Source organism: Pseudomonas sp. OG7, from assembly GCF_014192825.1.
GTDB lineage: Bacteria > Pseudomonadota > Gammaproteobacteria > Pseudomonadales > Pseudomonadaceae > Aquipseudomonas > Aquipseudomonas monteilii.
In genome coordinates, this window is record NZ_JACHYK010000008.1 from 216,551 (window position 1) to 243,140 (window position 26,590).

The window sequence follows — 26,590 nt, forward strand, 5'->3', positions numbered from 1 at the left end:
GCTTACAGCCCCAGTTCTTGCGGGGTGAGCATGTCGGACTCGAAGGCAATCCAGCCGCCTTCGAGTTCGGCATGGCCGTTGACGATCGGGCCGTAGTAGGTCAGGCCGTTCTCCAGGGTCACGCAAATGTGCGTGGCCGATTTCTCGGGGGCCGCGAGCGTACCGACGAAATGCACCTTCTTCAGGGTTTCGGTCACCGCTTCCAGGCCAACGCGCATGTTGGGGTTTTCCGCGGCCTCGGTGTCGCCGCCACGGTCTTCGGCGCTGATGGTCACGGTGGCGATGTACGGGTACTTGGTGCTCAAGCGGGTTACCTCTGTGGGTGTGTAGGCGTATGGGCGCGTAGAGTACGGCAGGTGATCTCTATTGTCTCTACCGGCCTCTTCGCGGGCACGCCCGCTCCCACAGGGATCGCATGTTGCCCGGGGTGTGCACAGCACCTGTGGGAGCGGGCGAGCCCGCGAAGAGGCCGGGCCTGCAAAAGGTGATCTGAATGCCCCGATCTGTTAGGGTGCCCGCCGATGCACGCCACACCACACGAGGATCCCGAGTGAGCGCCGAAGAACCCCTGATCGCCGACCTGTTCGATGTCGACAAACGCCTGTCCCTCAAGCCCGTCGTGGACTTCAACAGCTACCTGCGCAATGCCTTCGGCGAAGGCCCGTGCCGCTGCCACCGCTGCGCCGAAGGTGGTGACGAGAGCACCTACAGCCACGCACACAGCTTCACCTTCGACGGCCGTCAGTGGCACCGCCGCTTTGCCAGCACCTCGGGTAGCGATGTTGCCCAAGCGCTGAAGAAGGCCTGGCTGTCGTACACCAAGGCCGACCTCAATCTGGTCGGCGCGCTGGACCTGAGCACCCTCAAGACCTTCACCGAAGCCGCCCTGCACCCGCGCCTGCTGGCCCTGCTGCCAGCCAGCGGCCTGGCCCGTGAAGTGGATGGCCAATGGATGCTGCAAGCCCAGGCCGACTGACGGCCCGGCGGCAGGGCAGGATTCCACCGGTCTGCTAACGTGGTGGAATCCGCCCATCCGCAGGTAGTCCGCCATGGCCCGCACAACGCCCATCGAGCTGTACCGCAATATCGGCATCGTCGCACACGTCGACGCCGGCAAGACCACGACTACCGAGCGGATCCTGTTCTACACCGGGGTCAACCACAAGATGGGCGAGGTGCACGATGGCGCCGCGACCATGGACTGGATGGCCCAGGAGCAGGAGCGCGGCATCACCATCACCTCGGCGGCGACCACGGCGTTCTGGCAAGGCTCGACCAAACAGTTCGCGCACAAGTACCGCTTCAACATCATCGACACCCCCGGCCACGTCGACTTCACCATCGAGGTGGAGCGCTCGTTGCGCGTGCTCGATGGCGCGGTGGTGGTATTCAGCGGCGCTGACGGGGTGGAGCCACAGTCCGAGACGGTCTGGCGCCAGGCCAACAAGTACCATGTGCCACGCCTGGCCTACATCAACAAGATGGACCGTCAGGGTGCTGACTTCCTGCGCGTGGTCAAGCAGATCGACCAGCGCCTGGGGCACCACCCGGTACCCATCCAGCTGGCCATCGGCAGCGAAGAAAACTTCGTCGGCCAAATCGACCTCGTGAAAATGAAGGCCATCTACTGGAACGATGCCGACCAGGGCACCAGCTACCGCGAAGAACCCATTCCCGAAGAACTGCAGGCGCTGGCCGACGAATGGCGTGCGCATATGATCGAGGCCGCCGCCGAGGCCAACGATGAGCTGACCATGAAGTTTCTCGAAGGCGAGGAATTGAGTGTCGACGAGATCAAGGCTGCGCTGCGCCAACGCACCATCGCCAACGAAATTGTACCGACCATCCTCGGCTCCTCGTTCAAGAACAAAGGCGTGCCGCTGATGCTCGACGCGGTGATCGACTACCTGCCCGCCCCGTCGGAAATCCCGGCGATCAAGGGCACCGACCCCGACGACGAAGATAAGCACCTGGAGCGCCACGCCGACGATAAAGAGCCGTTCTCGGCCCTGGCATTCAAGATCGCCACCGACCCCTTCGTCGGCACCCTCACCTTCGCCCGGGTGTATTCCGGCGTGCTCAGCTCGGGCAACGCAGTACTGAACTCGGTCAAGGGCAAGAAGGAACGCATCGGCCGCATGGTGCAGATGCACGCCAACCAGCGCGCCGAAATCAAGGACGTGTGCGCCGGCGACATCGCGGCGCTGATCGGCATGAAGGACGTGACCACCGGCGACACCCTGTGCGACATGGACAAGCCGATCATCCTGGAGCGCATGGACTTCCCCGACCCGGTGATTTCCGTGGCCGTCGAGCCGAAGACCAAGGCCGACCAGGAAAAAATGGGCATCGCCTTGGGCAAGCTGGCCCAGGAAGACCCGTCATTCCGCGTGCGCACCGACGAAGAAACCGGCCAGACCATCATTTCGGGCATGGGCGAGTTGCACCTGGACATCATCGTCGACCGCATGCGCCGCGAGTTCAATGTCGAGGCCAACATCGGCAAGCCGCAGGTGGCCTACCGCGAAAAAATCCGCAATACCTGCGAGATCGAGGGGCGTTTCGTCCGCCAGTCCGGCGGCCGTGGCCAGTATGGTCACTGCTGGATCCGCTTCGCCCCTGGCGACGAAGGCAAGGAAGGCCTGGAGTTCATCAACGAGATTGTCGGTGGCGTGGTACCACGCGAATACATTCCGGCGATACAGAAAGGTATCGAAGAGCAGATGAAAAACGGCGTACTGGCCGGCTACCCGCTTATCAACCTGAAAGCGGCGGTGTATGACGGCTCTTACCACGATGTCGACTCCAACGAAATGGCCTACAAGATCGCTGCGTCGATGGCCACCAAACAGCTGTCGCAGAAAGGTGGCGCGGTGCTGCTGGAGCCGGTGATGAAGGTGGAGGTGGTGACGCCGGAGGAGTACCAGGGCGACATTCTGGGTGACCTGAGCCGACGACGCGGGATGATTCAGGACGGTGACGAAACGCCGGCAGGCAAGGTGATCCGTGCCGAGGTGCCGCTGGGCGAAATGTTCGGCTATGCCACCTCGATGCGCTCGATGACTCAGGGCCGAGCGAGCTTTTCGATGGAGTTCACCCGCTATGCCGAGGCACCGGCCAGTATTGCCGATGCCATTGTGAAGAAGAACCGCGGGGAGTGACTCATTAGCCTGTGCCGGCCTCTTCGCGGCTAAAGCCGCGAAGAGGCCGGCACAGGCAACCACCCACCCTCAGTGCTGCTCACCTGCCCGCTTCAACAGCTTCTTGCACCGCTCCGACAAGTGCACCACCCGCAGCTGCTTGCCCGCCTTGGCATACCGTTCACGCAGGGTCTTCAATGCCGCAATCGCCGAGTAATCGACAAAGCTCAGATGCTGGCAATCCAGCGTCACCTGAGCAGGGTCGCTGGCCGTATCGAACTGGTTGAGGAACGAGGTGGTAGAGGCAAAGAACAACGTGCCATGTACCTGATAATGCTTGCCGCCCTGCGCATCCTCATGGCAGTCCGCATACAACTCCCGCGCATGCTGCCAGGCAAAGTTAAGGGCCGCGATGATGATGCCGAACAGCACCGCCATGGCCAGGTCGGTAAACACTGTCACGACAGTGACCGCAATGATCGCCAGCACGTCATTCACCGGCACTTTGTTAAGCACCCGCAGCGACGCCCAGGCAAATGTCTGCTGGGCCACCACGAACATCACACCCACCAGTGCCGCCAGCGGAATGCGCTCGATCAGCGGCGACAGGAACAACACGAACAGCAAGATCATCACCCCGGCCACCACCCCGGACAGCCGGCCACGGCCATTGGAACTGAGGTTGATCACCGTCTGCCCGATCATCGCGCAGCCACCCATGCCACCGCACAGGCCCGAGACCATGTTCGCCGCACCCAGCGCCACGCACTCGCGGTCCGGGAAGCCTCGGCTCTCGGTGATTTCATCGGTCAGGTTGAGGGTAAGCAGGGTTTCCAGCAGCCCGACCATGGCCATCAGCACTGCGTAGGGGACGATGATCTTCAGGGTTTCCAGGTTCCAGGGCACATCCGGCAGCGCCAGCCCCGGCAGGCCACCGGCGATGTGCGCCATGTCACCCAGGGTGCGGGTGGGCAGCCCGAGCAGGTAAACCAGCAGGCCAACACCCAGGATCGCCACCAGCGCCGGCGGAACTGCACGGGTCAGCTTCGGCAGCACGTAAACCACCGCCATGGTCAGCGCTACCAGCCCGATCATCAGGTACAGCGGCGCACCACTGAGCCAGTGCTCACCGTCCTTGAAATGCTCCAGCTGAGCCATGGCGATGACGATGGCCAAGCCGTTCACGAAGCCAAGCATCACCGGGTACGGCACCAGGCGTACCAGTTTGCCCAAGCGCAGCAGGCCGAACAGGATCATCACCACCCCGCCCAGCAACACCGTCGCCAGCAGGTACTGCACGCCGTGCTGCACCACCAGCGCGACGATCACCACGGCCATTGAGCCAGCGGCGCCGGAGATCATCCCGGGCCGACCGCCGAACAGCGCAGTCAGGGTACAGATGATGAATGCGCCATACAGGCCCATCAAAGGGTTGAGGTGGGCCACCAGGGCAAAAGCGATGCACTCGGGCACCAGGGCGAACGAGGTGGTGAGGCCAGCGAGCAGGTCGGCGCGTAGTCGGGCGGGTTTCATGGATATCCTGTGGTGCGGCCCGGGCGGGCGATACAAAAACAAGGGGCGCGATGTTACGGAATTTGTCTGGCAGCGGCCACCGCGAAGGCCGCTAGCGCGCAGCGCGGGTCAGCCACTCGGCCATGGCGGCATCCTCCAGCGCATACTCACCACGATTGGCTTTCCATACCAGTTCCTTCTCGCGCAAAGCATCCAGCGCTTTCTGTACGTTAGGCGTGCTGGCGATGACCTCTGCCTGAGCCTGCTCCAGCTTGCGACTTACCTCGACCAAAGTCTGCTCGGTAAATGGCGAAAACGGTTGGCGGCCTAGCGTGCGCTCGGCGATGACCTCAAGCACCGCTTGCTGCAAGGGTGAGAGTTCGTTCCAGGCACTTTCGTAGTCGCTCCACACGCCAGCCTGATGATTGAGCGCCCCGGTGCGCAGAAGTTCGCCCAAATTGCCCGCTTCTCCCAGACCAACGCTGACCTCGGCCAGTAATTTGTTGAGCATTTCCGGGCGCCGCCCTACCCGCTCAAAAGCGTACGCCAGGTCATCAACCTTGAATTGATTACTGTCTGCCAGGCGCCGATTCCACAGCGCAGTGATGAACTCGACATATTCACCCCCCAACAACGGGAATGGCGTGATACTGGCCCCGAAGAACGGCTGCTTGCTTTTGAGCACCAAGTTGGCCAACTTGTCCCGGCTGGAGCCAGTGAACACCAGCCGCAGGCCATCCGGGCGATCACCACGGTTCAGGTTGTCACGCGCAGCCTTGAGGGCGAACATCGCGTTAAGGCCATCTTCGCTGTTGAGGGCATGCTGGGCCTCATCGATGATCAGCACAACCATCTGGCCCGACACTTGGTGCAATACAGCAAGTGCCTGAGCGAGGGTAGTGCCCGACGGTAGTTGAGGCCGAGTGAAATCCCAGCTGAGGGTGCGCAGCAGGTTGATCTTGTCGATACCGGCCTTTTTCGCAGTTTTCGTCAGCGCGCCTTCAAAGCTAGCCAGCGCTGCACCGATCGCACCACTGATGAGCTCGGCCGGATCCGCATTACGGTCCGACCAGAGGTCGACGTAAACCGGCAGCCAGCCCAGACGCACGCACTCAGGGATGAAGTCGTTATTGAGAAAGGTACTTTTCCCTGTACGCCTTGGTGCGGCAAGGAACATGCCCGAACTGTAGTCGACCAGCGACTCGCCAGCCAGGTCTTTGGCCAGGGCCTTGGCCAATTGGTCGCGACGCAGGAGCGGGCGGATCGAAGACATGGCTTTATCCTCAATTATCTTGATGACTATAATTTATAGCTTACAAGATAAAGCAAGATAAATCACATTTCCGCATTTCCCTCCACTGCGGCGCTTGTGATCCATGGCCGGCAAATCCCCGACAAATTTGCCATCATGTTGATTCCCCCCGCGGAGATCATGGACATGCCGCTACGCCCCCTTTTCACCACCCTGCTGCTGGTTACCAGCCTCGTCGCCCAGGCCGCCACCGAGGTGGTGCCTCTGCAGCACCGCGCCAGCGCCGAACTGCTGCCTGCGGCGCAGGCATTCGTCGGCAAGGACGGCACAGTCAGCGCCTTCGAGAACAAGCTGATCGTCAACGCCAGCCCCGAGCGCATCGACGACCTGCGCGCCCTGCTGCAACAACTGGACACCGCACCCAAACGCCTGCTGATCAGCGTCGACAACAACGACAGCAATTTCCAGGACAACCGGGGCAATGCCCGTGTTATCCACTACGGCACCAGCAACCGTGACGGCGGCATGCAACAGATCCAGGCCAGCGAAGGCCAGCCGGCGCTGATCCAGGTTGGCCAGAGCATCCCGATCACCAGCACCAGTACCGACGGCTACGGGCGCATCCAGAGCAACACCGAATACCGCAACGTGACCCAGGGTTTCTACGTCACCCCCAGCTTGAGTGGCGATACGGTTCGTCTGCAAATAAGCACCAATAATGACCGTATCAGCCAGGAACGTGCTGATGTAGTGAAAGTGCAAAGCACCGACACGACAATCACCGGCAAGCTCGGAGAATGGATCACCCTGGCCGGCTACAACCAGCAGAGCCAAGCCGACCGTAGCGCCTCAAGCCACAGTTACAGCACCCAACGGGGTGAAAACATGACTTTGCGCGTCAAAGTCGACCTTCTCGACTGATGCCAGGCAATTCAAGGCCTCGACCAAAGGCCTTGAAACTGACTGCCAAGTCGCATTAGACCAAAGATGTAGTAAGCGAAAAATTCCACTACAAAACATTTGACATGCCCTTTTTCCCAAGGGCATGATGGCCTCGCTCCCGCTAATCAGGGGCCCTGGCAAGGGCCTTCGAGGCGTGCTCCTCCCACCCCTGGAGGCGCCTCGTGTCTATACGGCCCACAAGGCGGTTCGACGGGATTGCGACTGCAACGAAGAAGTTGTCCCGAGGGACGGAAGCGCATCACCGCAGTACTGGCAATCGCGTAGCACCGCAGCAAGGCAACCACGAGCCGACCTGCCGGAGCACACCTTCGCCTGGCCTGCCCACCCTTCCCCCTTCGAGCCTTCGCGTTCGCCGCCGCACTCTCTAGAACAGGACAGCCGCCAGGCACCCTGATCTGCACCCGGGCATCAGCACAATTAACCCAAGATCGATGCGACGAGGTTTATTTCCATGGCACTGACACGCGAACAGCAAATTGCAGCCCTCGAGAAAGACTGGGCCGAGAACCCGCGCTGGAAAGGCGTGACCCGTACCTACTCCGCCGCCGATGTCGTTCGCCTGCGTGGCTCCATCCAGCCGGAGCACACCTTTGCTCGCCAAGGCGCAGAAAAACTGTGGAAGCTGGTCACCGAAGGTGCCCACCCGTCCTTCCGCCCAGAAAAAGATTTCGTGAACTGCATGGGCGCCCTCACCGGCGGCCAGGCAGTGCAACAGGTAAAAGCCGGCATCCAGGCCATCTACCTGTCCGGCTGGCAAGTAGCCGCCGACAACAACTCGGCCGAGTCCATGTACCCTGACCAGTCGCTGTACCCGGTCGATTCGGTACCGACCGTGGTCAAGCGCATCAACAACGCCTTCCGCCGCGCCGACCAGATCCAGTGGAAAGCCGGCAAGAACCCGGGCGACGATGGCTACATCGACTACTTCGCGCCCATCGTGGCTGACGCCGAAGCCGGTTTCGGTGGCGTACTGAACGCCTACGAACTGATGAAGAACATGATCGAAGCAGGCGCCGCCGGCGTGCACTTCGAAGACCAGCTGGCCTCGGTCAAAAAATGTGGTCACATGGGTGGCAAGGTATTGGTACCGACCCAGGAAGCCGTACAGAAGCTGGTGGCCGCGCGCCTGGCAGCCGACGTGTCGGGCGTGCCTACCATCATCCTGGCCCGCACCGACGCCAACGCCGCCGACCTGCTGACCAGCGACTGCGACCCGTATGACCAGCCGTTCGTGATCGGCGAGCGTACCCGTGAAGGCTTCTACAAGGTACGCGCCGGCCTCGACCAGGCCATCGCCCGCGGCCTGGCCTATGCGCCGTACGCCGACCTGATCTGGTGCGAAACCGCCAAGCCAGACCTGGACGAAGCCCGCCGCTTCGCCGAAGCGATCAAGAAGGAATACCCGGACCAGATCCTGTCGTACAACTGCTCGCCTTCGTTCAACTGGAAGAAGAACCTGGACGACGCGACCATCGCCAAGTTCCAGCGCGAGCTGTCGGCCATGGGCTACAAGCACCAGTTCATCACCCTGGCTGGCATTCACAACATGTGGCACGGCATGTTCAACCTGGCGCACGACTACGCCCGCAACGACATGACCGCCTACGTGAAGCTGCAAGAGCAGGAATTCGCGGACGCCAGCAAAGGCTACACCTTCGTGGCGCACCAGCAGGAAGTGGGCACTGGCTACTTCGACGACATGACCACCGTGATTCAGGGTGGCGCATCGTCGGTGACTGCACTGACCGGTTCGACCGAGGAAGAGCAGTTCCACTGATAGTGGGGTGCTGTTGAAGGAAGGCCCGGAGCCTGCGAAAGCTCCGGGCCTTTATTTTCAGAAGCCTTTGAAAATGTTTCTGGGCTGGGAGGTGTTCGCCACAGCATCTTCAACGCCCGTGATACCGAGCGCCGCCCGCGCGGCGCTCGAATTCACAGGCGCCACATTCCTTTCGCCAAGCCCATGGCAGCCCTCACACAATCCAAATGCATCACCAGCAAAACCCAGGATCAGGTCTATGCTTCAGGCAGCACAGCAGCAAGGACCGCCCATGCCTCGTCCAAGCCACCTGATCATTCTCGCCCTGGCCGCCGCCCTCTATATATATGCACTGTCCAGCGACAAGCCCCTGCTTGCCCTGCCGACCAAGCCCATCCCTGGGCCGACCCTGATCGTTTGGCTGCACAGCGCCGCGCCGCGCCCTACCTGATCATCCTGACCTACTGGCTCGGTCAGTGGGCGATCGCTTCATCAGTCGGTCATCGCTCAATCGATAAAGTATTGACCCAGAGCGGTGCACGAAGCGCCGGAAGCTGCTAGAACAAGAGCCTTTCGCATTTGCAAGTAGGGGGAATCGCCAGATGAACTTTGCAAGGCGCAGAACAGCCAAATTAGAAGGCATCAGGTCAAATGATATTAATTATCATTACGAAAATTATAATTCGTTACCACTCGCAAGAAACATAATTAACAAAACAGCACGCAATGCCCGAATTTCAAGGCTTTCAGCCAGTTAGGAGCGAGTTTTGTTCTAAATCCTACGAATAAATTTGCAACGGAAATTTTACTTGCACCGGGTTTACCCATAAAATCAGCGCGATTGATTCAGCTGCGACATTTGGTCACTGCACCTGCGACACCACGTCGCCGCTTTACTTATTTCAGACTGCAGAGCTGGGTCTCTGTATAAGGATCTCTAGCATGTCCGATTCGGCAGGACTCATCGCCCACAACTGGGGCTTTGCCATCTTCCTCCTGGGTGTCGTCGGCCTGTGTGCCTTCATGCTCGGCCTGTCCAGCCTGCTCGGTAGCAAGGCCTGGGGCCGCGCCAAGAACGAACCCTTCGAATCCGGCATGCTGCCCGTCGGCAGCGCCCGCCTGCGCCTGTCCGCCAAATTCTATCTGGTCGCGATGCTGTTCGTGATCTTCGATATCGAAGCCCTCTTTCTCTTTGCATGGTCTGTGTCCGTCCGCGAAAGCGGCTGGACCGGGTTCGTCGAAGCTCTCGTTTTCATAGCAATTCTGTTGGCAGGTCTTGTCTACCTATGGCGCGTCGGTGCTCTTGATTGGGCTCCCGAAGGTCGCCGCAAGCGGCAAGCGAAGCTGAAACAATGAGGCTTTGGCAATGCAATACAATCTCACCAGAATCGATCCGGATGCGCCCAACGAGCAGTACCCGGTAGGTGAACGGGAAACCGTCACCGACCAACTGCTGGAGGACCAGGTCCACAAGAACATCTTCATGGGCAAACTTGAAGATGTGCTGCGTGGCGCGGTCAACTGGGGTCGCAAGAACTCCCTCTGGCCGTACAACTTCGGCCTGTCCTGCTGCTACGTGGAAATGACCACGGCCTTCACGGCACCCCACGACATCGCCCGCTTCGGCGCCGAAGTCATCCGGGCATCGCCGCGTCAGGCCGACTTCATGGTCATCGCCGGTACCTGCTTCGTCAAAATGGCGCCGATCATCCAGCGCCTGTACGAGCAGATGCTCGAGCCCAAGTGGGTCATCTCCATGGGGTCGTGCGCCAACTCCGGTGGCATGTACGACATTTACTCGGTCGTTCAGGGGGTCGACAAGTTCCTCCCCGTGGACGTCTATGTGCCTGGCTGCCCGCCACGCCCTGAGGCTTTCCTGCAAGGCTTGATGCTGTTGCAGGAGTCGATCGGCCAAGAACGACGCCCGCTTTCCTGGGTTGTTGGTGATCAAGGTATTTACCGTGCCGAGATGCCAGCCCAGAAAGACCTGCGTCGTGAGCAGCGCATTGCAGTAACCAACCTGCGCAGCCCCGACGAAGTCTGATCCAGCGACCTGCCGCCCGCTCCCGAAGGAGCCGGCGGCCTGGCTTCATTCTTAACGTTGACCCAAAGCGACCGAGACCATGACAGCGGACAACGCTATTTTCATTCCGCCCTACAAGGCTGACGACCAGGATGTGGTCGTCGAACTGAACAACCGTTTTGGCGCCGAAGCATTCGTCGCCCAGGAAACCCGCACCGGCATGCCCGTGCTGTGGGTCAAGCGCGCCCAACTCAAAGAGGTGCTCAGCTTCCTGCGTGGCGTGGCCAAGCCGTACAGCATGCTGTACGACCTGCACGGCGTCGACGAACGTCTGCGCACTCAGCGCCGTGGCCTGCCAGCTGCCGACTTCAGCGTGTTCTACCACCTGCTGTCGGTCGAGCGTAACAGCGACGTGATGATCAAGGTGTCGCTGAGCGAAGGCGACCTGAACCTGCCGACCGTGACCGGTATCTGGCCAAACGCCAACTGGTACGAGCGTGAAGTCTGGGACATGTTCGGCATCGACTTCGCCGGCCACCCGCACCTCAGCCGCATCATGATGCCGCCCACCTGGGAAGGCCACCCGCTGCGCAAGGACTACCCGGCCCGTGCCACCGAGTTCGACCCCTACAGCCTGACCCTCGCCAAGCAGCAGCTTGAAGAGGAATCGGCACGCTTCAACCCGGAAGCCTGGGGCATGAAGCGTCAGGGCGCCAACGAGGACTACATGTTCCTCAACCTCGGCCCCAACCACCCTTCGGCGCACGGTGCGTTCCGTATTGTCCTGCAGCTGGACGGTGAAGAGATCGTCGACTGCGTACCGGACATCGGCTACCACCACCGTGGTGCCGAAAAAATGGCCGAGCGCCAGTCCTGGCACAGCTTCATCCCCTACACCGACCGTATCGACTACCTCGGCGGGGTGATGAACAACCTGCCGTACGTGCTCGCGGTCGAGAAGCTGGCCGGTATCAAGGTGCCGCAGAAAGTCGACGTGATTCGCATCATGCTCGCCGAGTTCTTCCGCATCACCAGCCACCTGCTGTTCCTGGGTACCTACATCCAGGACGTCGGCGCCATGACCCCGGTGTTCTTCACCTTCACCGACCGCCAGCGCGCCTACACCGTGATCGAAGCGATCACCGGTTTCCGCCTGCACCCGGCCTGGTACCGTATCGGTGGCGTCGCCCACGACCTGCCGCGCGGTTGGGACAAGCTGGTCAAGGACTTCGTCGAATGGCTGCCCAAGCGCCTCGACGAGTACGAAAAGGCTGCCCTGCAGAACAGCATCCTCAAGGGCCGTACCATCGGCGTTGCCGCGTACAACACCAAGGAAGCCCTGGCCTGGGGTACCACCGGTGCCGGCCTGCGTGCCACCGGTTGCGACTTCGACCTGCGGAAAGCCCGCCCTTACTCCGGCTACGAGAACTTCGAGTTCGAAGTACCGCTGGCCCACAACGGCGATGCCTACGATCGCTGCATGGTCCGTGTCGAGGAGATGCGCCAGAGTATCCGCATCATCGACCAGTGCCTGCGCAACATGCCGGAAGGCCCGTACAAGGCGGATCACCCGCTGACCACGCCGCCGCCGAAAGAGCGCACCCTGCAGCACATCGAAACCCTCATCACGCACTTCCTGCAAGTCTCGTGGGGCCCGGTCATGCCGGCCAACGAGTCGTTCCAGATGATCGAGGCGACCAAGGGCATCAACAGTTACTACCTGACGAGCGATGGCGGCACCATGAGCTACCGCACCCGGATCCGTACCCCGAGCTACCCGCACCTGCAGCAGATCCCTTCGGTGATCAAAGGCAGCATGGTCGCCGACCTCATCGCGTACCTGGGCAGTATCGACTTCGTTATGGCTGACGTGGACCGCTAAGCATGAACAGCACGCTTATCCAGACAGACCGTTTCGCCCTGAGCGAAACCGAGCGCTCGGCCATCGAGCACGAAATGCATCACTACGAGGACCCGCGCGCGGCGTCCATCGAAGCCCTGAAGATCGTCCAGAAGGAACGTGGCTGGGTGCCGGACGGCGCCATCCACGCCATCGGCGAAGTACTGGGCATCCCGGCCAGCGACGTCGAGGGTGTCGCCACCTTCTACAGCCAGATCTTCCGTCAGCCGGTCGGCCGCCACATCATCCGCGTGTGCGACAGCATGGTCTGCTACATCGGCGGCCATGAGTCCGTGGTCAGCCAGATCCAGAGCGAGCTGGGCATCGGCCTTGGCCAGACCACCGCCGACGGCCGCTTCACCCTGCTGCCCGTATGCTGCCTGGGCAACTGCGACAAGGCCCCGGCACTGATGATCGACGACGACACCTTTGGCGACGTACAGCCGGCTGGCGTTACCAAACTGCTGGAGGGTTACGTATGACCATGACTTCCTTCGGCCCGGCCAACCGCATTGCGCGTACCGCCGAAACCCACCCGCTGACCTGGCGCCTGCGTGACGACGGCGAACCGGTATGGCTGGCCGAGTACGAGTCCAAGAACGGCTATGCCGCAGCGCGCAAAGCGCTGGCGCAGATGTCGGCCGACGACATCGTGCAAAGCGTCAAGGACTCCGGCCTCAAGGGCCGTGGTGGTGCAGGCTTCCCCACTGGCGTGAAGTGGGGCCTGATGCCCAAAGACGAGTCCATGAACATCCGCTACCTGCTGTGCAACGCGGACGAAATGGAGCCGAACACCTGGAAGGACCGCATGCTGATGGAGCAACAGCCCCATCTGCTGGTCGAGGGCATGCTGATCAGCGCCCGCGCCCTGAAGGCCTACCGCGGCTACATCTTCCTGCGTGGCGAGTACACCACCGCAGCGAAAAACCTCAACCGCGCCATCGATGAAGCCAAGGCTGCAGGCCTGCTGGGCAAGAACATCCTGGGCAGCGGTTTCGATTTCGAGCTGTTCGTGCACACCGGTGCCGGCCGCTACATCTGCGGCGAAGAAACCGCCCTGATCAACTCGCTGGAAGGCCGCCGCGCCAACCCGCGCTCCAAGCCGCCCTTCCCTGCCGCCGTGGGCGTGTGGGGCAAGCCGACGTGCGTGAACAACGTCGAAACCCTGTGCAACGTGCCGGCCATCGTCGCCAACGGCAACGACTGGTACAAGTCGCTGGCCCGTGAAGGCAGCGAAGACCACGGCACCAAGCTGATGGGCTTCTCCGGCAAGGTGAAAAACCCTGGCCTGTGGGAACTGCCGTTCGGCGTCACCGCCCGCGAGCTGTTCGAAGACTACGCCGGTGGCATGCGCGACGGCTTCAAGCTCAAGTGCTGGCAGCCAGGCGGCGCCGGTACCGGCTTCCTGCTGCCCGAGCACCTCGACGCGCAGATGTACGCCGGTGGCATCGCCAAGGTCGGCACCCGTATGGGTACCGGTCTGGCCATGGCGGTGGACGACAGCATCAACATGGTGTCGCTGCTGCGCAACATGGAAGAGTTCTTCGCCCGCGAGTCGTGCGGCTGGTGCACCCCCTGCCGTGACGGCCTGCCGTGGAGCGTAAAGATGCTGCGCGCACTGGAGAAAGGCCAGGGCCGCGCCGAAGACATCGAGACGCTGCTGGGCCTGGTCAACTTCCTCGGCCCTGGCCGTACCTTCTGTGCTCACGCACCCGGTGCCGTCGAGCCGCTGGGCAGTGCCATCAAATACTTCCGGTCCGAGTTCGAGGCCGGTGTCGCTCCAGCTACTGCTGGCGATGCCCTGCGCCCCAACCTGGCCAAGCCAATCCAGGCTGGGCCGAGCGTGGTCGGCGCATAACAAGATGATTGAGGCGGGTGGTCCGTGCCACTCGCCAGCTTGCCGGCAGGCCCGAGAAATCGTGGCGTGCCGCAAGCTCACCGATTTCCATTAGCCACGCCCGCTCACGCGGGCCAACGAAGAACTTTGAACAATGGCCACTATCCACGTAGACGGCAAAGCGCTCGAAGTCAACGGTGCAGACAACCTGTTACAGGCCTGTCTGTCGCTCGGCCTCGACATCCCTTATTTCTGCTGGCACCCGGCGCTTGGTAGCGTTGGCGCCTGCCGGCAGTGCGCGGTCAAGCAGTACACCGACGAGAACGACACCCGCGGTCGTATCGTCATGTCCTGCATGACCCCTGCCTCCGACGGCACCTGGATCTCCATCGACGATGAAGAGTCCAAGGCGTTTCGCGCCAGCGTCGTCGAATGGCTGATGACCAACCACCCGCACGACTGCCCGGTGTGCGAGGAAGGCGGTCACTGCCACCTGCAGGACATGACGGTAATGACCGGCCACAACGAGCGCCGCTACCGTTTCACCAAGCGTACCCACCAGAACCAGGACCTCGGCCCGTTCATCGCCCATGAGATGAACCGCTGCATCGCCTGCTACCGCTGCGTGCGCTACTACAAGGACTACGCCGGTGGTACCGACCTGGGCGTTTACGGCGCCCACGACAACGTGTACTTCGGCCGCGTCGAAGACGGCGTGCTGGAAAGCGAATTCTCCGGCAACCTGACCGAGGTCTGCCCGACCGGCGTGTTCACCGACAAGACCCACTCCGAGCGCTACAACCGCAAGTGGGACATGCAGTTCGCCCCGAGCATCTGCCACGGCTGCTCCAGCGGCTGCAACATCAGCCCGGGTGAGCGTTACGGCGAACTGCGCCGCATCGAAAACCGCTTCAACGGTTCGGTCAACCAGTACTTCCTGTGCGACCGTGGCCGCTTCGGTTACGGCTACGTCAACCGCAAGGACCGCCCACGCCAGCCGCAACTGGCCGACGGCACCAAGCTGGGCCTTGACGCTGCCCTGGACAAAGCCGCCGACCTGCTGCGCGGCCGCACCATCGTCGGCATCGGCTCGCCACGCGCCAGCCTGGAAAGCAACTACGGCCTGCGTGAGCTGGTCGGCGCCGACTACTTCTACTCGGGTATGGAAGCCGGCGAGCTGGCCCGCGTGCGCCTGGCCCTGAACGTGCTGAACAACAGCCCGCTGCCAGTGCCGACCCTGCGCGACATCGAAGACCACGACGCGGTGTTCGTGCTCGGTGAAGACCTGACCCAGACCGCTGCCCGCGTTGCCCTGTCCGTGCGCCAGGCCACCAAAGGCAAGGCCGAGGCCATGGCCGAAGCCATGAAAGTGCAGCCGTGGCTCGACGCCGCCGTGAAGAACATTGGCCAGCACGCGCTGTACCCACTGTTCATCGCCTCCCTGGCTGAAACCAAGCTGGACGACGTTGCCGAAGAGTGCGTACACGCCGCCCCGGCCGACCTGGCCCGCATCGGCTTCGCCGTGGCCCACGCCATCGACCCGAGCGCACCTGCCGTTGCTGGCCTGGACGACGAAGCCAAGGCCCTGGCCCAGCGCATCGCCGACGCCCTGGTCGCTGCCAAGCGCCCACTGGTGGTCGCCGGTACGTCCCTGGCCGACCCGGCGCTGATCGAAGCTGCCGCCAACATCGCCAAGGCCCTGAAGCTGCGCGAGAAGAACGGCTCGCTGAGCCTGGTGGTGCCTGAAGCCAACAGCATCGGCCTGGCCATGCTCGGTGGCGAGTCCGTCGATGCTGCGCTGGACGCCGTCATCAGCGGCAAGGCCGACGCCATTGTCGTGCTGGAAAACGACCTGTACGCCCGCGTACCGGCCGCCAAGGTCGACGCAGCCCTGGCTGCGGCCAAGGTGGTGATCGTTGCCGACCACTCGAAAACCCCGACGGTCGACCGCGCCCACCTGGTGCTGCCGGCTGCCTCGTTCGCCGAAGGCGACGGCACCCTGGTCAGCCAGGAAGGCCGTGCCCAGCGCTTCTTCCAGGTGTTCGACCCGCAATACCTGGACAGCAGCACCCAGATCCACGAAGGCTGGCGCTGGATGCACGCCCTGCGTGCCACCCTGCTGAACAAGCCGGTCGACTGGACCCAACTGGACCACGTCACCAGTGCCTGCGCCGAAGCTGCCCCGCAACTGGCCGGCATCGTCAACGCCGCCCCAAGCGCCGCGTTCCGCATCAAGGGCATGAAGCTGGCCCGTGAGCCGCTGCGCTACTCTGGCCGCACCGCCATGCGCGCCAACATCAGCGTGCACGAACCGCGCACCCCGCAAGACAAGGACACCGCGTTCGCCTTCTCCATGGAAGGCTACTCGGGCTCCGCCGAACCGCGCCAACAGGTGCCATTCGCCTGGTCCCCGGGCTGGAACTCGCCGCAAGCCTGGAACAAGTTTCAGGATGAAGTCGGTGGCCACCTGCGTGCCGGTGACCCGGGCGTGCGCCTGATCGAGTCGCAAGGCGACCGCCTGAGCTGGTTCACCGCCATTCCGGGGGCCTTCAACCCGGCCCGTGGTACCTGGACCGCTGTGCCGTTCTTCCACCTGTTCGGCAGCGAAGAAAGCTCCTCGCGCGCCGCCCCGGTGCAAGAGCGCATCCCGGCAGCCTACGTGGCCCTGGCCAAGTCCGAAGCCGACCGCCTGGGCGTCAACGACGGTGCCCTGCTGAGCCTGAACGTGGCCGGTGTGGCCCTGCGCCTGCCGCTGCGCATCAATGAAGAGCTGGGCGCAGGCCTGGTCGCGTTGCCGAAAGGCCTGGCCGGCATTCCGCCTGCCATCTTCGGTGCATCCGTCGAAGGTCTGCAGGAGGCAGCACAATGAGCTGGTTCACCCCCGAAGTAATCGACGTGATCCTCACCGTGCTGCGGGCCATCGTGGTCCTGCTGGCGGTAGTGGTCTGCGGCGCGCTGCTCAGCTTCGTCGAGCGCCGCCTGCTGGGCTGGTGGCAGGACCGTTACGGCCCGAACCGCGTAGGCCCGTTCGGTATGTTCCAGATCGCAGCCGACATGCTGAAGATGTTCTTCAAGGAAGACTGGAACCCACCTTTCGTCGACCGCGTCATCTTCACCCTGGCACCGGTCGTGGCCATGAGCGCCCTGCTCATTGCCTTCGTGGTCATCCCGATCACCCCGACCTGGGGCGTTGCCGACCTGAACATCGGCCTGCTGTTCTTCTTCGCCATGGCCGGCCTGTCGGTCTACGCGGTGCTGTTCGCCGGCTGGTCGTCGAACAACAAGTACGCCCTGCTGGGCAGCTTGCGTGCTTCGGCACAGACCGTGTCGTACGAAGTGTTCCTGGGCCTGGCGCTGATGGGCGTGGTGGTGCAGGTGGGCTCGTTCAACATGCGCGACATCGTTGAATACCAGGCCCAGAACCTGTGGTTCATCATTCCGCAGTTCTTCGGCTTCTGCACCTTCTTCATCGCTGGCGTCGCCGTGACCCACCGTCACCCGTTCGACCAGCCAGAAGCAGAACAGGAACTGGCCGACGGTTACCACATCGAGTATGCCGGCATGAAATGGGGCATGTTCTTCGTCGGTGAGTACATCGGCATCATCCTCATCTCGGCGCTGCTGGTAACCCTATTCTTCGGCGGCTGGCACGGCCCGTTCGGCATCCTGCCGCAACTGTCGTTCCTGTGGTTCGCGCTGAAGACCGCGTTCTTCATCATGCTGTTCATCCTGCTGCGCGCCTCGATCCCGCGCCCACGCTATGACCAGGTGATGGACTTCAGCTGGAAGTTCTGCCTGCCGCTGACCCTGATCAATTTGCTGGTGACCGCTGCGATCGTGCTCTACAACACGCCAGCCGTCGCGGCCCAGTGAGGATTTGACCCATGTTCAAGTATATCGGCGACATCGTTAAGGGCACCGGCACACAGCTGCGCAGCCTGGCCATGGTGTTCTCCCACGGGTTCCGCAAGCGCGACACCCTGCAATACCCCGAAGAACCCGTGTACCTGCCGCCGCGCTACCGCGGCCGCATCGTCCTCACCCGCGACCCCGATGGCGAGGAGCGCTGCGTAGCGTGCAACCTCTGCGCGGTGGCCTGCCCGGTTGGCTGCATCTCGCTGCAGAAAGCCGAGACCGAGGACGGCCGTTGGTACCCGGAATTCTTCCGCATCAACTTCTCGCGTTGCATTTTCTGCGGCCTGTGTGAAGAAGCGTGCCCGACCACCGCGATCCAGCTGACGCCGGATTTCGAAATGGCCGAGTTCAAGCGTCAGGACCTGGTGTACGAGAAAGAAGATCTGCTGATCTCCGGCCCCGGCAAAAACCCTGACTACAACTTCTACCGTGTTGCGGGTATGGCCATCGCTGGCAAGCCGAAAGGCGCTGCGCAGAACGAAGCCGAGCCGATCAACGTGAAGAGCTTGCTCCCATAAGGACAGAAAGATGGAATTCGCTTTCTACTTCGCATCCGGGATCGCCGTGGTCTCCACCCTTCGGGTGGTGACCGGTACCAACCCCGTGCACGCCTTGCTTTACCTGATCATTTCGCTGATTTCCGTGGCCATGATCTTCTTCTCCCTGGGTGCGCCGTTCGCCGGCGCCCTGGAAGTGATCGCCTACGCCGGCGCCATCATGGTGCTGTTCGTGTTCGTGGTGATGATGCTCAACCTGGGGCCGGCTTCGGTCGCCCAGGAACGGGGCTGGCTCAAGCCCGGCATCTGGGTCGGGCCAGTGATCCTCGGCGCCCTGCTGCTGGCAGAGCTGCTGTACGTGCTGTTCGTCACCCCGAGCGGCGCTGGCATCAGTGGTACCACCGTGGGCCCGAAAGCAGTGGGTATCAGCCTGTTCGGCCCTTACCTGCTGGTGGTCGAACTGGCTTCGATGCTGCTGCTGGCTGCAGCCGTCACCGCCTTCCACCTGGGCCGCAACGAGGCGAAGGAGTAAATCATGGGTGCTATCCCTCTCGAGCACGGTCTGGCAGTCGCCGGCATCCTGTTCTGCTTAGGTCTGGTTGGCCTGATGGTCCGCCGCAACATCCTCTTCGTGCTCATGAGCCTGGAAGTCATGATGAACGCCTCTGCCCTGGCGTTCGTCGTCGCCGGTGCCCGTTGGGTCCAGCCCGACGGCCAGGTGATGTTCATTCTGGTGATCAGCCTGGCAGCCGCCGAGGCCAGTATTGGCTTGGCCATCCTGCTGCAACTGTATCGCCGCTTCCACACTCTCGACATCGATGCTGCCAGTGAGATGCGCGGATGAACCTTCTCTTCCTGACTTTCGTCTTCCCCCTCGTCGGCTTCCTGCTGCTGTCGTTCTCGCGCGGTCGGTTCTCGGAGAACCTGTCCGCCCTGATCGGCGTCGGCTCGGTGGGCCTTTCGGCCGCCACCGCCGCCTATGTCATCTGGCAATTCAACGTCGCCCCGCCTGAAGGCGGCGCGTACAGCCAGCTGCTGTGGCAGTGGATGTCGGTGGACGGCTTTGCGCCGAACTTCACCCTGTACCTGGACGGCCTGTCGGTCACCATGCTGGGCGTGGTCACTGGCGTGGGCTTCCTGATCCACCTGTTCGCCTCTTGGTACATGCGTGGCGAAGCCGGCTACTCGCGCTTCTTCTCGTACACCAACCTGTTCATCGCCAGCATGCTGTTCCTGATCCTGGGCGATAACCTGCTGTTCATCTACTTCGGCTGGGAAGGCGTGGGCCTGTGCTCGTACCTGTTGATCGGTTTCTACTACAGCAACCGCAACAACGGTAACGCGGCACTCAAGGCCTTCATCGTCACCCGTATCGGCGACGTGTTCATGGCCATCGGCCTGTTCATCCTGTTCGCCCAGCTGGGTACCCTGAACGTGCAGGAACTGCTGGTGCTGGCACCGCAGAAGTTCCAGGCGGGCGACACCTGGATGGTGTTGGCAACCCTGATGCTGCTGGGTGGTGCGGTCGGTAAATCGGCCCAGCTGCCACTGCAGACCTGGCTCGCCGACGCAATGGCAGGCCCGACCCCGGTTTCGGCACTGATCCACGCCGCGACCATGGTGACCGCGGGCGTGTACCTGATCGCCCGTACCAATGGCCTGTTCCTGCTGGCGCCGGACATCCTGCACCTGGTAGGCGTTGTCGGCGGTGTGACCCTGGTGCTGGCCGGCTTCGCCGCGCTGGTACAGACCGACATCAAGCGTATCCTCGCCTACTCGACCATGAGCCAGATCGGCTACATGTTCCTGGCCTTGGGCGTCGGTGCCTGGGACGCGGCGATCTTCCACCTGATGACCCACGCCTTCTTCAAGGCCCTGCTGTTCCTTGCCTCCGGCGCGGTGATCGTTGCCTGCCACCACGAGCAAAACATCTTCAAGATGGGCGGCCTGTGGAAGAAGCTACCACTGGCTTACGCCAGCTTCGTGGTCGGTGGCGCTGCCCTGGCGGCACTGCCAATCGTGACCGTGGGCTTCTACTCCAAGGACGAGATCCTCTGGGAAGCCTTCGCCAGCGGTAACACCGGCCTGCTGTACGCTGGCCTGGTGGGTGCGTTCATGACCTCGCTGTACACCTTCCGCCTGATCTTCATCGCCTTCCACGGCGAAGCCAAGACCGAAGCCCACGCCGGCCACGGCATCAGCCACTGGCTGCCGCTGGGTGTGCTGATCGTGCTGTCGACCGCCGTCGGTGCCTGGATTCACCCGCCGCTGGCAGGCGTGCTGCCTGAAAGCGCCGGCCATGCCGGTGGCGAAGCCAAGCACGCGTTGGAGATCACCTCCGGCGCCATCGCCATCGCCGGTATCCTGCTGTCCGCCCTGCTGTTCCTGGGCAAGCGCACCTTCGTCAGCGCAGTTGCCAACAGCGGCATCGGCCGCGTCCTGTCGGCCTGGTGGTTCGCCGCCTGGGGCTTCGACTGGATCTACGACAAGCTCTTCGTCAAACCGTACCTGCTGATCAGCCACATCCTGCGCAAGGACCCGGTTGACCGCAGCATCGGCCTGATTCCTCGGATGGCGCGTGGCGGCCACGTCGCCATGAGCAAGACCGAGACGGGCCAACTGCGCTGGTACACCGCCTCTATCGCCGTGGGTGCCGTGCTGGTGCTCGGCGCTGTGGTAGTGGCTGCGGTATGACTATGAATCTTGCGACTTTGCCAAAGGAAACCAACCCGTCATGATTTTGCCTTGGCTGATCCTGATCCCCTTCATCGGCGGCTTCCTGTGCTGGTTGGGTGAGCGCTTCGGCGCCACCCTGCCGCGCTGGATCGCGCTGCTGACCATGTCCCTGCTGCTCGGCATCGGCCTCTGGCTGTGGGGCACCGGCGACTACACCCTCGCCCCCGCTCCGGGCGCCGAGCCTGCCTGGGCCCTGGAATACAAAGTCCAGTGGATCCAGCGCTTCGGCATCAGCATCCACCTGGCCCTCGACGGCCTGTCGCTGCTGATGATCCTGCTCACCGGCCTGCTCGGTGTGCTGTCGGTACTGTGCTCCTGGAAAGAGATCCAGCGTCACGTCGGCTTCTTCCACCTCAACCTGATGTGGATCCTCGGCGGCGTGGTCGGTGTGTTCCTGGCCCTGGACCTGTTCCTGTTCTTCTTCTTCTGGGAAATGATGCTGGTGCCGATGTACTTCCTCATCGCGCTCTGGGGTCACAGCTCGGCAGACGGCAAGAAAACCCGGATCTACGCGGCGACCAAGTTCTTCATCTTCACCCAGGCCAGCGGCCTGATCATGCTGGTGGCGATCCTGGGCCTGGTGCTGGTCAACTACAACACCACCGGCGTGCTCACCTTCAACTACAGCGACCTGCTCAAGGCCGAGTTGCCAGCCGGTGTCGAGTACGTGCTGATGCTGGGCTTCTTCATCGCCTTCGCGGTGAAGCTGCCAGTGGTGCCGTTCCACTCCTGGCTGCCTGACGCTCACGCCCAGGCACCGACCGCAGGCTCCGTGGACCTGGCCGGTATCTTGCTGAAGACTGCGGCCTACGGCCTGCTGCGCTTTGCACTGCCGCTGTTCCCGAACGCCTCGGCAGAGTTCGCGCCCATCGCCATGACCCTGGGCCTGATCGGTATCTTCTACGGTGCCTTCCTGGCCTTTGCCCAAACCGACATCAAGCGCCTGATCGCCTTCTCCAGCGTCTCGCACATGGGCTTCGTGCTGATCGGCATCTACTCCGGCAGCCAGCAGGCCCTGCAAGGCGCGGTGATCCAGATGCTGGCCCATGGCCTGTCGGCCGCCGCACTGTTCATCCTGTCTGGCCAGCTGTACGAGCGCCTGCACACCCGTGACATGCGCCAGATGGGCGGCCTGTGGCATCGTATTGCCTACCTGCCGGCCATCAGCCTGTTCTTCGCGGCGGCATCGCTGGGCCTGCCAGGTACCGGCAACTTCGTCGGCGAGTTCCTGATCCTGATCGGCAGCTTCGTGCATGTGCCGTGGATCACCGTCATCGCCACCACCGGCCTGGTCTTCGGTTCGGTGTACTCGCTGATCATGATCCACCGCGCCTACTTCGGCCCGGCCAAGAGCGATACCGTGCTGGCCGGCATGGACGGTCGCGAGCTGGTCATGGTGCTGGGCCTGGCGGTATTGCTGATCCTGCTGGGCGTGTATCCGCAGCCGTTCCTCGACACCTCTGCAGCCACCATGAGTGGTGTGCAGCAGTGGCTCGGTTCCGCTTTCACTCAACTCGCTTCGGCCCGGTAAGAGCGCTATGGAATTCACCACTCAACACTTCATCGCATTGGCGCCGATGCTGATCACCACCATCACCACGGTGGTGGTGATGCTGGCGATCGCCTGGAAGCGCAACCACTCCCAGACCTTCCTGCTGTCCACCGTGGGCCTTAACCTGGCCCTGCTGTCGATCCTGCCGGCGCTGAAGGTTGCGCCACTGGCGGTCACCCCGCTGATCACCATCGACAAGTTCGCCTGCCTGTACATGGCGATCATCCTGGTGGCGACGCTGGCTTGCGTCACCCTGGCCCACGCCTACCTTGGCGAAGGGTCCAAGGGCTTCCCAGGCAACCGTGAAGAACTGTACCTGCTGCTGCTGATGTCGGCCCTGGGTGGCCTGGTGCTGGTCAGCGCCAACCACCTGGCCGGCCTGTTCATCGGCCTGGAGCTGCTGTCGGTACCGGTCTACGGCCTGGTGGCGTATGCCTTCTTCAACAAGCGGTCACTGGAAGCCGGCATCAAGTACATGGTGCTGTCGGCTGCCGGTTCCGCCTTCCTGCTGTTCGGCATGGCCCTGCTGTACGCCGATGCCGGTAGCCTGAGCTTCGACCAGATCGGCAAGGCACTGGCAACCACCAGCATGCCAAGCCTGGTGGCCCAACTGGGCCTGGGCATGATGCTGGTTGGCCTGGCCTTCAAGCTGTCGCTGGTGCCGTTCCACCTGTGGACCCCGGACGTGTACGAAGGCGCCCCGGCGCCGGTCGCCGCGTTCCTGGCCACCGCCAGCAAGGTTGCGGTATTCGCCGTGGTGGTGCGCCTGTTCATGCTCTCCCCTGCTGCCAGCAGCGGCGTGCTGAGCACCGTACTGGCAGTCATCGCCGTCGCTTCGATCCTGATCGGTAACCTGCTGGCGCTGACCCAGAGCAACCTCAAGCGCCTGCTGGGTTACTCGTCCATCGCCCACTTCGGTTACCTGGTCATTGCGTTGGTCGCCAGCAAGGGCCTGGCCCTGGAAGCCATGGGTGTGTACCTGGTCACCTACGTGATCACCAGCCTGGGCGCGTTCGGTGTCATCACCCTGATGTCCTCGCCATACGGCGGCCGTGACGCCGATGCGCTGTACGAGTACCGCGGCCTGTTCTGGCGTCGCCCGTACCTGACCGCAGTACTGACCGTGATGATGCTGTCGCTGGCGGGTATCCCGCTGACCGCTGGTTTCATCGGCAAGTTCTACATCATTGCCACCGGCGTCGAGTCGCACCTGTGGTGGTTGGTCGGTGCGCTGGTGGTCGGTAGCGCCATCGGCGTGTACTACTACCTGCGCGTCATGGTCACCCTGTACCTGGTCGAGCCGAACCTGCGTCGCCACGACGCCCCGCTGAAGTGGGAGCAGCGCACCGGTGGCGTCATGCTGCTGGCCATTGCCATTCTCGCCTTCGTGCTGGGTGTGTACCCGCAGCCACTGCTGGAACTGGTTCAGCAAGCCGGCTTGCAACTGATCGGCTGATTGCCCCGGCAGTTTCGGCAAAACAAAACACCCCGCCTAGGCGGGGTGTTTTTTTATCTGCATGTTTTAGTGCCTGTACCTGACGGCGCCTCACCCAAGCGGGCTTCCCTGGCCTGTACCCGGCAGGGCGGCCTTGCGCAAATCACTATTGGCTGAAGGCAGGTAGACTTCCGGGTTGGGCATACCGCTCGGGGAGAGTTCGTGGGTCATTTCGAATTCGGCCCGCACTGACCAGCCACACGCCTCGGTGGTGCATTGCAAATAAGCGATCCGCAGGAAAATATGGCGCCCTTCGCTAGTGCGTATGCGCATACGGCTGTGGCAATGCGGACAAACCAGCTTGTAAGTACTCACGGCAAGTACCTGCTAGCATTGCCCAGGCAGGCCTGTGTGTAAGTATTGGCTGCAACTATGGGTGTATTGTTCAATTTGATGGTTCTCATTGCAGAAATGCTCCTTGAAACGCAGGGCTGTATTCATAACGAGTAGTTTAAGCCCATGGAATATCATTAAACCAGTCATGGATATTTGTTATGAGTACTAACGTACTTGCCGAGGTGCTCACGCGCCTCAAGCTTCTTACCTGCTCCCAATCCGACGCCGACCTGTCCCGTGCACTTTCCGTCAGCCCGCAAACACTCAGTAGCTGGAAGGTGCGCGACAGCATCCCGTACGCACTTTGCGTGGATATTGCCAGGCAGCATGCATGCTCCCTGGACTGGCTACTGCTGGGTGAAACGGCACAGCGCCCCGTGCACGAATGTGAAGCCGGCTGGGAGGGCGACGTGCTCGAACGCCTGCGCGCACTCTCACCGGACGATCGCCACACCATCCTGTTGCTCATAAAGGACAAGCAACGTATCCAGCAGCTGGAACAACAATTGAGCGAACTGCGCAGCCAGCTACATCGGGCCACCGGCAGCTAACCTCGGCGGCGCCAGCGCTGTATGAGCTCACGTGGGTCGAGCGTATCCAGCCAGACCATGACCTTGAGGCTGATGGGGATGACCACCACGGCGGCCACGAATGCCGCCATGCCTCGGGTCAGCAAGGGTGCCAGCGATGAAACCAGCGGCTCGAACAGGTGCCCCACCCCCACGGTCACGAACACCAGCAGCAATTTCTTGCCCAGCGTCAGGCGTCTGGTTGCATTGGTGATCAACCGGTCACGCGCAGCACTCACCAACAAAGCCCCTAGCAAAGCAGCGAACAACACACTGCCATCAACGCCCAACAGTTCGATCAGCGCCGAGGCAAAGCGGTCGAGAAAGGACTCTTCAGGCATAGGCAGCACTCCGACGGGACTTCGGCAGGTACGCGCCCGAGCCAAGGCTGTACAGGACCGCAGCTTCGACAAAACGGATGTAGCACACCCGCAAAGCGCGCCCCTGGTCGTGCCCGGTCACATCTTCAAGGCGCTTGTAACCGCGCTCTCGCAGCATTGCGCGCCAACGCGCGAACTCCCGTGCAGCATCAATGGCGGCGCAACGTGCAGCCACTTCCAGCGCGGCCTCACTGACGGGCTGCTGCCCGTTCAGGCGTTCGCGTAGCCTGCCCAGGTCTACCCGGGGCCAGAACGGGTCATGGCTATCGGCATAGCGTGGCAATACAGGTTCGTTGCTCATGCCCTACCCCCTCACTGCTCGGCCAGCATGCCGTAGCGAATGGCCTTGATTACCGCAGCCACCCGTGTAGGCACGTCGAATTTGCGCAGGATGTTGGACACATGAAAGTTCACCGTCGATTCCTTGCACTCAAGGATACGGCCGATCTCCCACGAGCTCTTGCCATAGGCACACCACAACAGCACTTGCCGTTCACGTGGCGTCAGGCGAACAGGGGCGTCCACCGGGGGTTGCTGCGGGTGTCGTGCGTTGTCAGTCATGCTTGTACTCCACAGGTGATTAAGGGGGGCATCGCTGCCGATCTGCAGTCACCTTACGAAGCGCATGCCGCGCCGCTCCACTGCTGCGGCTTGTAAAGAACTTTCGTACAAAACCGTCTGACGAAGGCTGCGCAAGATTTGCTGACTTTCTTCGTGCTCCAGGCAG

General features: G+C 62.2%; 26 protein-coding genes. 19 read left to right on the forward strand and 7 right to left on the reverse strand.

Annotated elements, in window-relative coordinates; translation table 11 throughout:
• Positions 1 to 2: 2 nt before the first annotated feature.
• Positions 3 to 305, reverse strand: coding sequence for a hypothetical protein (locus FHW75_RS20500; protein ID WP_183674427.1), 303 nt, complete (start codon positions 303 to 305; stop codon positions 3 to 5).
• Between the two features lie 245 nt (positions 306 to 550).
• On the opposite strand from FHW75_RS20500, the gene FHW75_RS20505 reads away from it, so the two are divergent.
• Both FHW75_RS20505 and fusA read left to right on the forward strand, forming a co-directional pair.
• Complete coding sequence (locus FHW75_RS20505; RefSeq protein WP_019098397.1) at positions 551 to 976, forward strand: hypothetical protein; 426 nt, start codon at positions 551 to 553, stop codon at positions 974 to 976.
• A gap of 73 nt (positions 977 to 1,049) precedes the next feature.
• Positions 1,050 to 3,161, forward strand: coding sequence for an elongation factor G (gene fusA, locus FHW75_RS20510; RefSeq protein ID WP_019098398.1), 2,112 nt, complete (start codon positions 1,050 to 1,052; stop codon positions 3,159 to 3,161).
• A 69-nt stretch (positions 3,162 to 3,230) separates the two neighbouring features.
• Here the strand turns inward: fusA and FHW75_RS20515 are convergent, their stop codons facing one another.
• Together FHW75_RS20515 and FHW75_RS20520 are read right to left on the reverse strand one after the other, a co-directional pair.
• Positions 3,231 to 4,673, reverse strand: coding sequence for a SulP family inorganic anion transporter (locus FHW75_RS20515; protein ID WP_025753381.1), 1,443 nt, complete (start codon positions 4,671 to 4,673; stop codon positions 3,231 to 3,233).
• Between the two features lie 91 nt (positions 4,674 to 4,764).
• Positions 4,765 to 5,925: a hypothetical protein gene (locus tag FHW75_RS20520; protein ID WP_183674430.1), complete on the reverse strand. Its 1,161-nt coding sequence runs from the start codon at positions 5,923 to 5,925 to the stop codon at positions 4,765 to 4,767.
• Between the two features lie 165 nt (positions 5,926 to 6,090).
• On the opposite strand from FHW75_RS20520, the gene FHW75_RS20525 reads away from it, so the two are divergent.
• From FHW75_RS20525 to nuoN, 16 genes are all read left to right on the forward strand, one after another.
• A complete protein-coding gene (locus tag FHW75_RS20525) occupies positions 6,091 to 6,825 on the forward strand; it encodes a secretin N-terminal domain-containing protein (protein WP_027608764.1) in 735 nt (244 codons plus the stop codon).
• A gap of 493 nt (positions 6,826 to 7,318) precedes the next feature.
• Positions 7,319 to 8,644 (forward strand): isocitrate lyase, encoded by a 1,326-nt coding sequence (gene aceA, locus FHW75_RS20530; RefSeq protein WP_016711593.1) that lies wholly within the window; start codon positions 7,319 to 7,321, stop codon positions 8,642 to 8,644.
• 271 nt (positions 8,645 to 8,915) lie between these two features.
• A complete protein-coding gene (locus FHW75_RS27255; RefSeq protein ID WP_409347972.1) occupies positions 8,916 to 9,074 on the forward strand; it encodes a hypothetical protein in 159 nt (52 codons plus the stop codon).
• Between the two features lie 491 nt (positions 9,075 to 9,565).
• A complete protein-coding gene (locus FHW75_RS20540; RefSeq protein WP_003251427.1) occupies positions 9,566 to 9,979 on the forward strand; it encodes an NADH-quinone oxidoreductase subunit A in 414 nt (137 codons plus the stop codon).
• 10 nt (positions 9,980 to 9,989) lie between these two features.
• Positions 9,990 to 10,667 (forward strand): NADH-quinone oxidoreductase subunit B family protein, encoded by a 678-nt coding sequence (locus FHW75_RS20545; RefSeq protein ID WP_003251429.1) that lies wholly within the window; start codon positions 9,990 to 9,992, stop codon positions 10,665 to 10,667.
• A 79-nt stretch (positions 10,668 to 10,746) separates the two neighbouring features.
• Entirely contained in the window at positions 10,747 to 12,528 is a 1,782-nt protein-coding gene (gene nuoC / locus FHW75_RS20550) for an NADH-quinone oxidoreductase subunit C/D (protein WP_019098402.1), read from the forward strand.
• Positions 12,529 to 12,530: 2 nt separating this feature from the next.
• Positions 12,531 to 13,028: an NADH-quinone oxidoreductase subunit NuoE gene (gene nuoE / locus FHW75_RS20555; RefSeq protein ID WP_012273294.1), complete on the forward strand. Its 498-nt coding sequence runs from the start codon at positions 12,531 to 12,533 to the stop codon at positions 13,026 to 13,028.
• A complete protein-coding gene (gene nuoF, locus FHW75_RS20560; protein ID WP_019098403.1) occupies positions 13,025 to 14,404 on the forward strand; it encodes an NADH-quinone oxidoreductase subunit NuoF in 1,380 nt (459 codons plus the stop codon). The genes nuoE and nuoF overlap by 4 nt, the downstream gene beginning before the upstream one ends.
• Positions 14,405 to 14,537: 133 nt before the next feature.
• Positions 14,538 to 17,252: an NADH-quinone oxidoreductase subunit NuoG gene (nuoG, locus tag FHW75_RS20565; RefSeq protein WP_161751043.1), complete on the forward strand. Its 2,715-nt coding sequence runs from the start codon at positions 14,538 to 14,540 to the stop codon at positions 17,250 to 17,252.
• The gene (gene nuoH, locus FHW75_RS20570) at positions 17,249 to 18,256 is read left to right on the forward strand and encodes an NADH-quinone oxidoreductase subunit NuoH (protein WP_003251440.1); all 1,008 of its coding nucleotides are present in this window, start codon (positions 17,249 to 17,251) and stop codon (positions 18,254 to 18,256) included. The genes nuoG and nuoH overlap by 4 nt, the downstream gene beginning before the upstream one ends.
• 11 nt (positions 18,257 to 18,267) lie before the next feature.
• Positions 18,268 to 18,816 carry an NADH-quinone oxidoreductase subunit NuoI gene (gene nuoI, locus FHW75_RS20575; RefSeq protein ID WP_016488223.1) on the forward strand — a complete coding sequence of 183 codons (549 nt, stop codon included), beginning with the start codon at positions 18,268 to 18,270 and terminating at the stop codon, positions 18,814 to 18,816.
• Positions 18,817 to 18,826: 10 nt separating this feature from the next.
• Positions 18,827 to 19,327, forward strand: a complete 501-nt coding sequence (nuoJ, locus tag FHW75_RS20580) for an NADH-quinone oxidoreductase subunit J (protein WP_016711598.1) — start codon at positions 18,827 to 18,829, stop codon at positions 19,325 to 19,327.
• Between the two features lie 3 nt (positions 19,328 to 19,330).
• Entirely contained in the window at positions 19,331 to 19,639 is a 309-nt protein-coding gene (gene nuoK, locus FHW75_RS20585) for an NADH-quinone oxidoreductase subunit NuoK (RefSeq protein WP_003251446.1), read from the forward strand.
• Positions 19,636 to 21,489 carry an NADH-quinone oxidoreductase subunit L gene (gene nuoL, locus FHW75_RS20590; RefSeq protein WP_016711599.1) on the forward strand — a complete coding sequence of 618 codons (1,854 nt, stop codon included), beginning with the start codon at positions 19,636 to 19,638 and terminating at the stop codon, positions 21,487 to 21,489. Before nuoK ends, nuoL begins: the two co-directional genes overlap by 4 nt.
• Before the next feature lie 40 nt (positions 21,490 to 21,529).
• Positions 21,530 to 23,062 (forward strand): NADH-quinone oxidoreductase subunit M, encoded by a 1,533-nt coding sequence (gene nuoM, locus FHW75_RS20595; RefSeq protein WP_016711600.1) that lies wholly within the window; start codon positions 21,530 to 21,532, stop codon positions 23,060 to 23,062.
• A gap of 7 nt (positions 23,063 to 23,069) precedes the next feature.
• Entirely contained in the window at positions 23,070 to 24,539 is a 1,470-nt protein-coding gene (nuoN, locus tag FHW75_RS20600) for an NADH-quinone oxidoreductase subunit NuoN (RefSeq protein WP_161751044.1), read from the forward strand.
• A gap of 90 nt (positions 24,540 to 24,629) precedes the next feature.
• Here nuoN and FHW75_RS20605 read toward each other — a convergent pair whose 3' ends face one another.
• Positions 24,630 to 24,893: an ogr/Delta-like zinc finger family protein gene (locus FHW75_RS20605; protein ID WP_026020495.1), complete on the reverse strand. Its 264-nt coding sequence runs from the start codon at positions 24,891 to 24,893 to the stop codon at positions 24,630 to 24,632.
• Positions 24,894 to 25,072: 179 nt separating this feature from the next.
• Between FHW75_RS20605 and FHW75_RS20610 the strand changes: the two genes are divergently transcribed.
• Entirely contained in the window at positions 25,073 to 25,465 is a 393-nt protein-coding gene (locus tag FHW75_RS20610; RefSeq protein ID WP_025753356.1) for a helix-turn-helix domain-containing protein, read from the forward strand.
• On the opposite strand, the gene FHW75_RS20615 is transcribed toward FHW75_RS20610, so the two are convergent.
• Genes FHW75_RS20615 through FHW75_RS20625 form a run of 3 tightly spaced genes read right to left on the reverse strand, consistent with a single transcriptional unit; the run spans position 25,462 to position 26,424 of the window.
• On the reverse strand, positions 25,462 to 25,824 hold the full coding sequence (locus FHW75_RS20615; RefSeq protein WP_019099392.1) for a hypothetical protein: 363 nt from the start codon (positions 25,822 to 25,824) through the stop codon (positions 25,462 to 25,464). The genes FHW75_RS20610 and FHW75_RS20615 overlap by 4 nt on opposite strands.
• The gene (locus FHW75_RS20620) at positions 25,817 to 26,164 is read right to left on the reverse strand and encodes a head completion/stabilization protein (RefSeq protein ID WP_183674433.1); all 348 of its coding nucleotides are present in this window, start codon (positions 26,162 to 26,164) and stop codon (positions 25,817 to 25,819) included. The genes FHW75_RS20615 and FHW75_RS20620 overlap by 8 nt, the downstream gene beginning before the upstream one ends.
• A gap of 11 nt (positions 26,165 to 26,175) precedes the next feature.
• Complete coding sequence (locus FHW75_RS20625; RefSeq protein WP_016711604.1) at positions 26,176 to 26,424, reverse strand: helix-turn-helix domain-containing protein; 249 nt, start codon at positions 26,422 to 26,424, stop codon at positions 26,176 to 26,178.
• Positions 26,425 to 26,590: the final 166 nt, after the last annotated feature.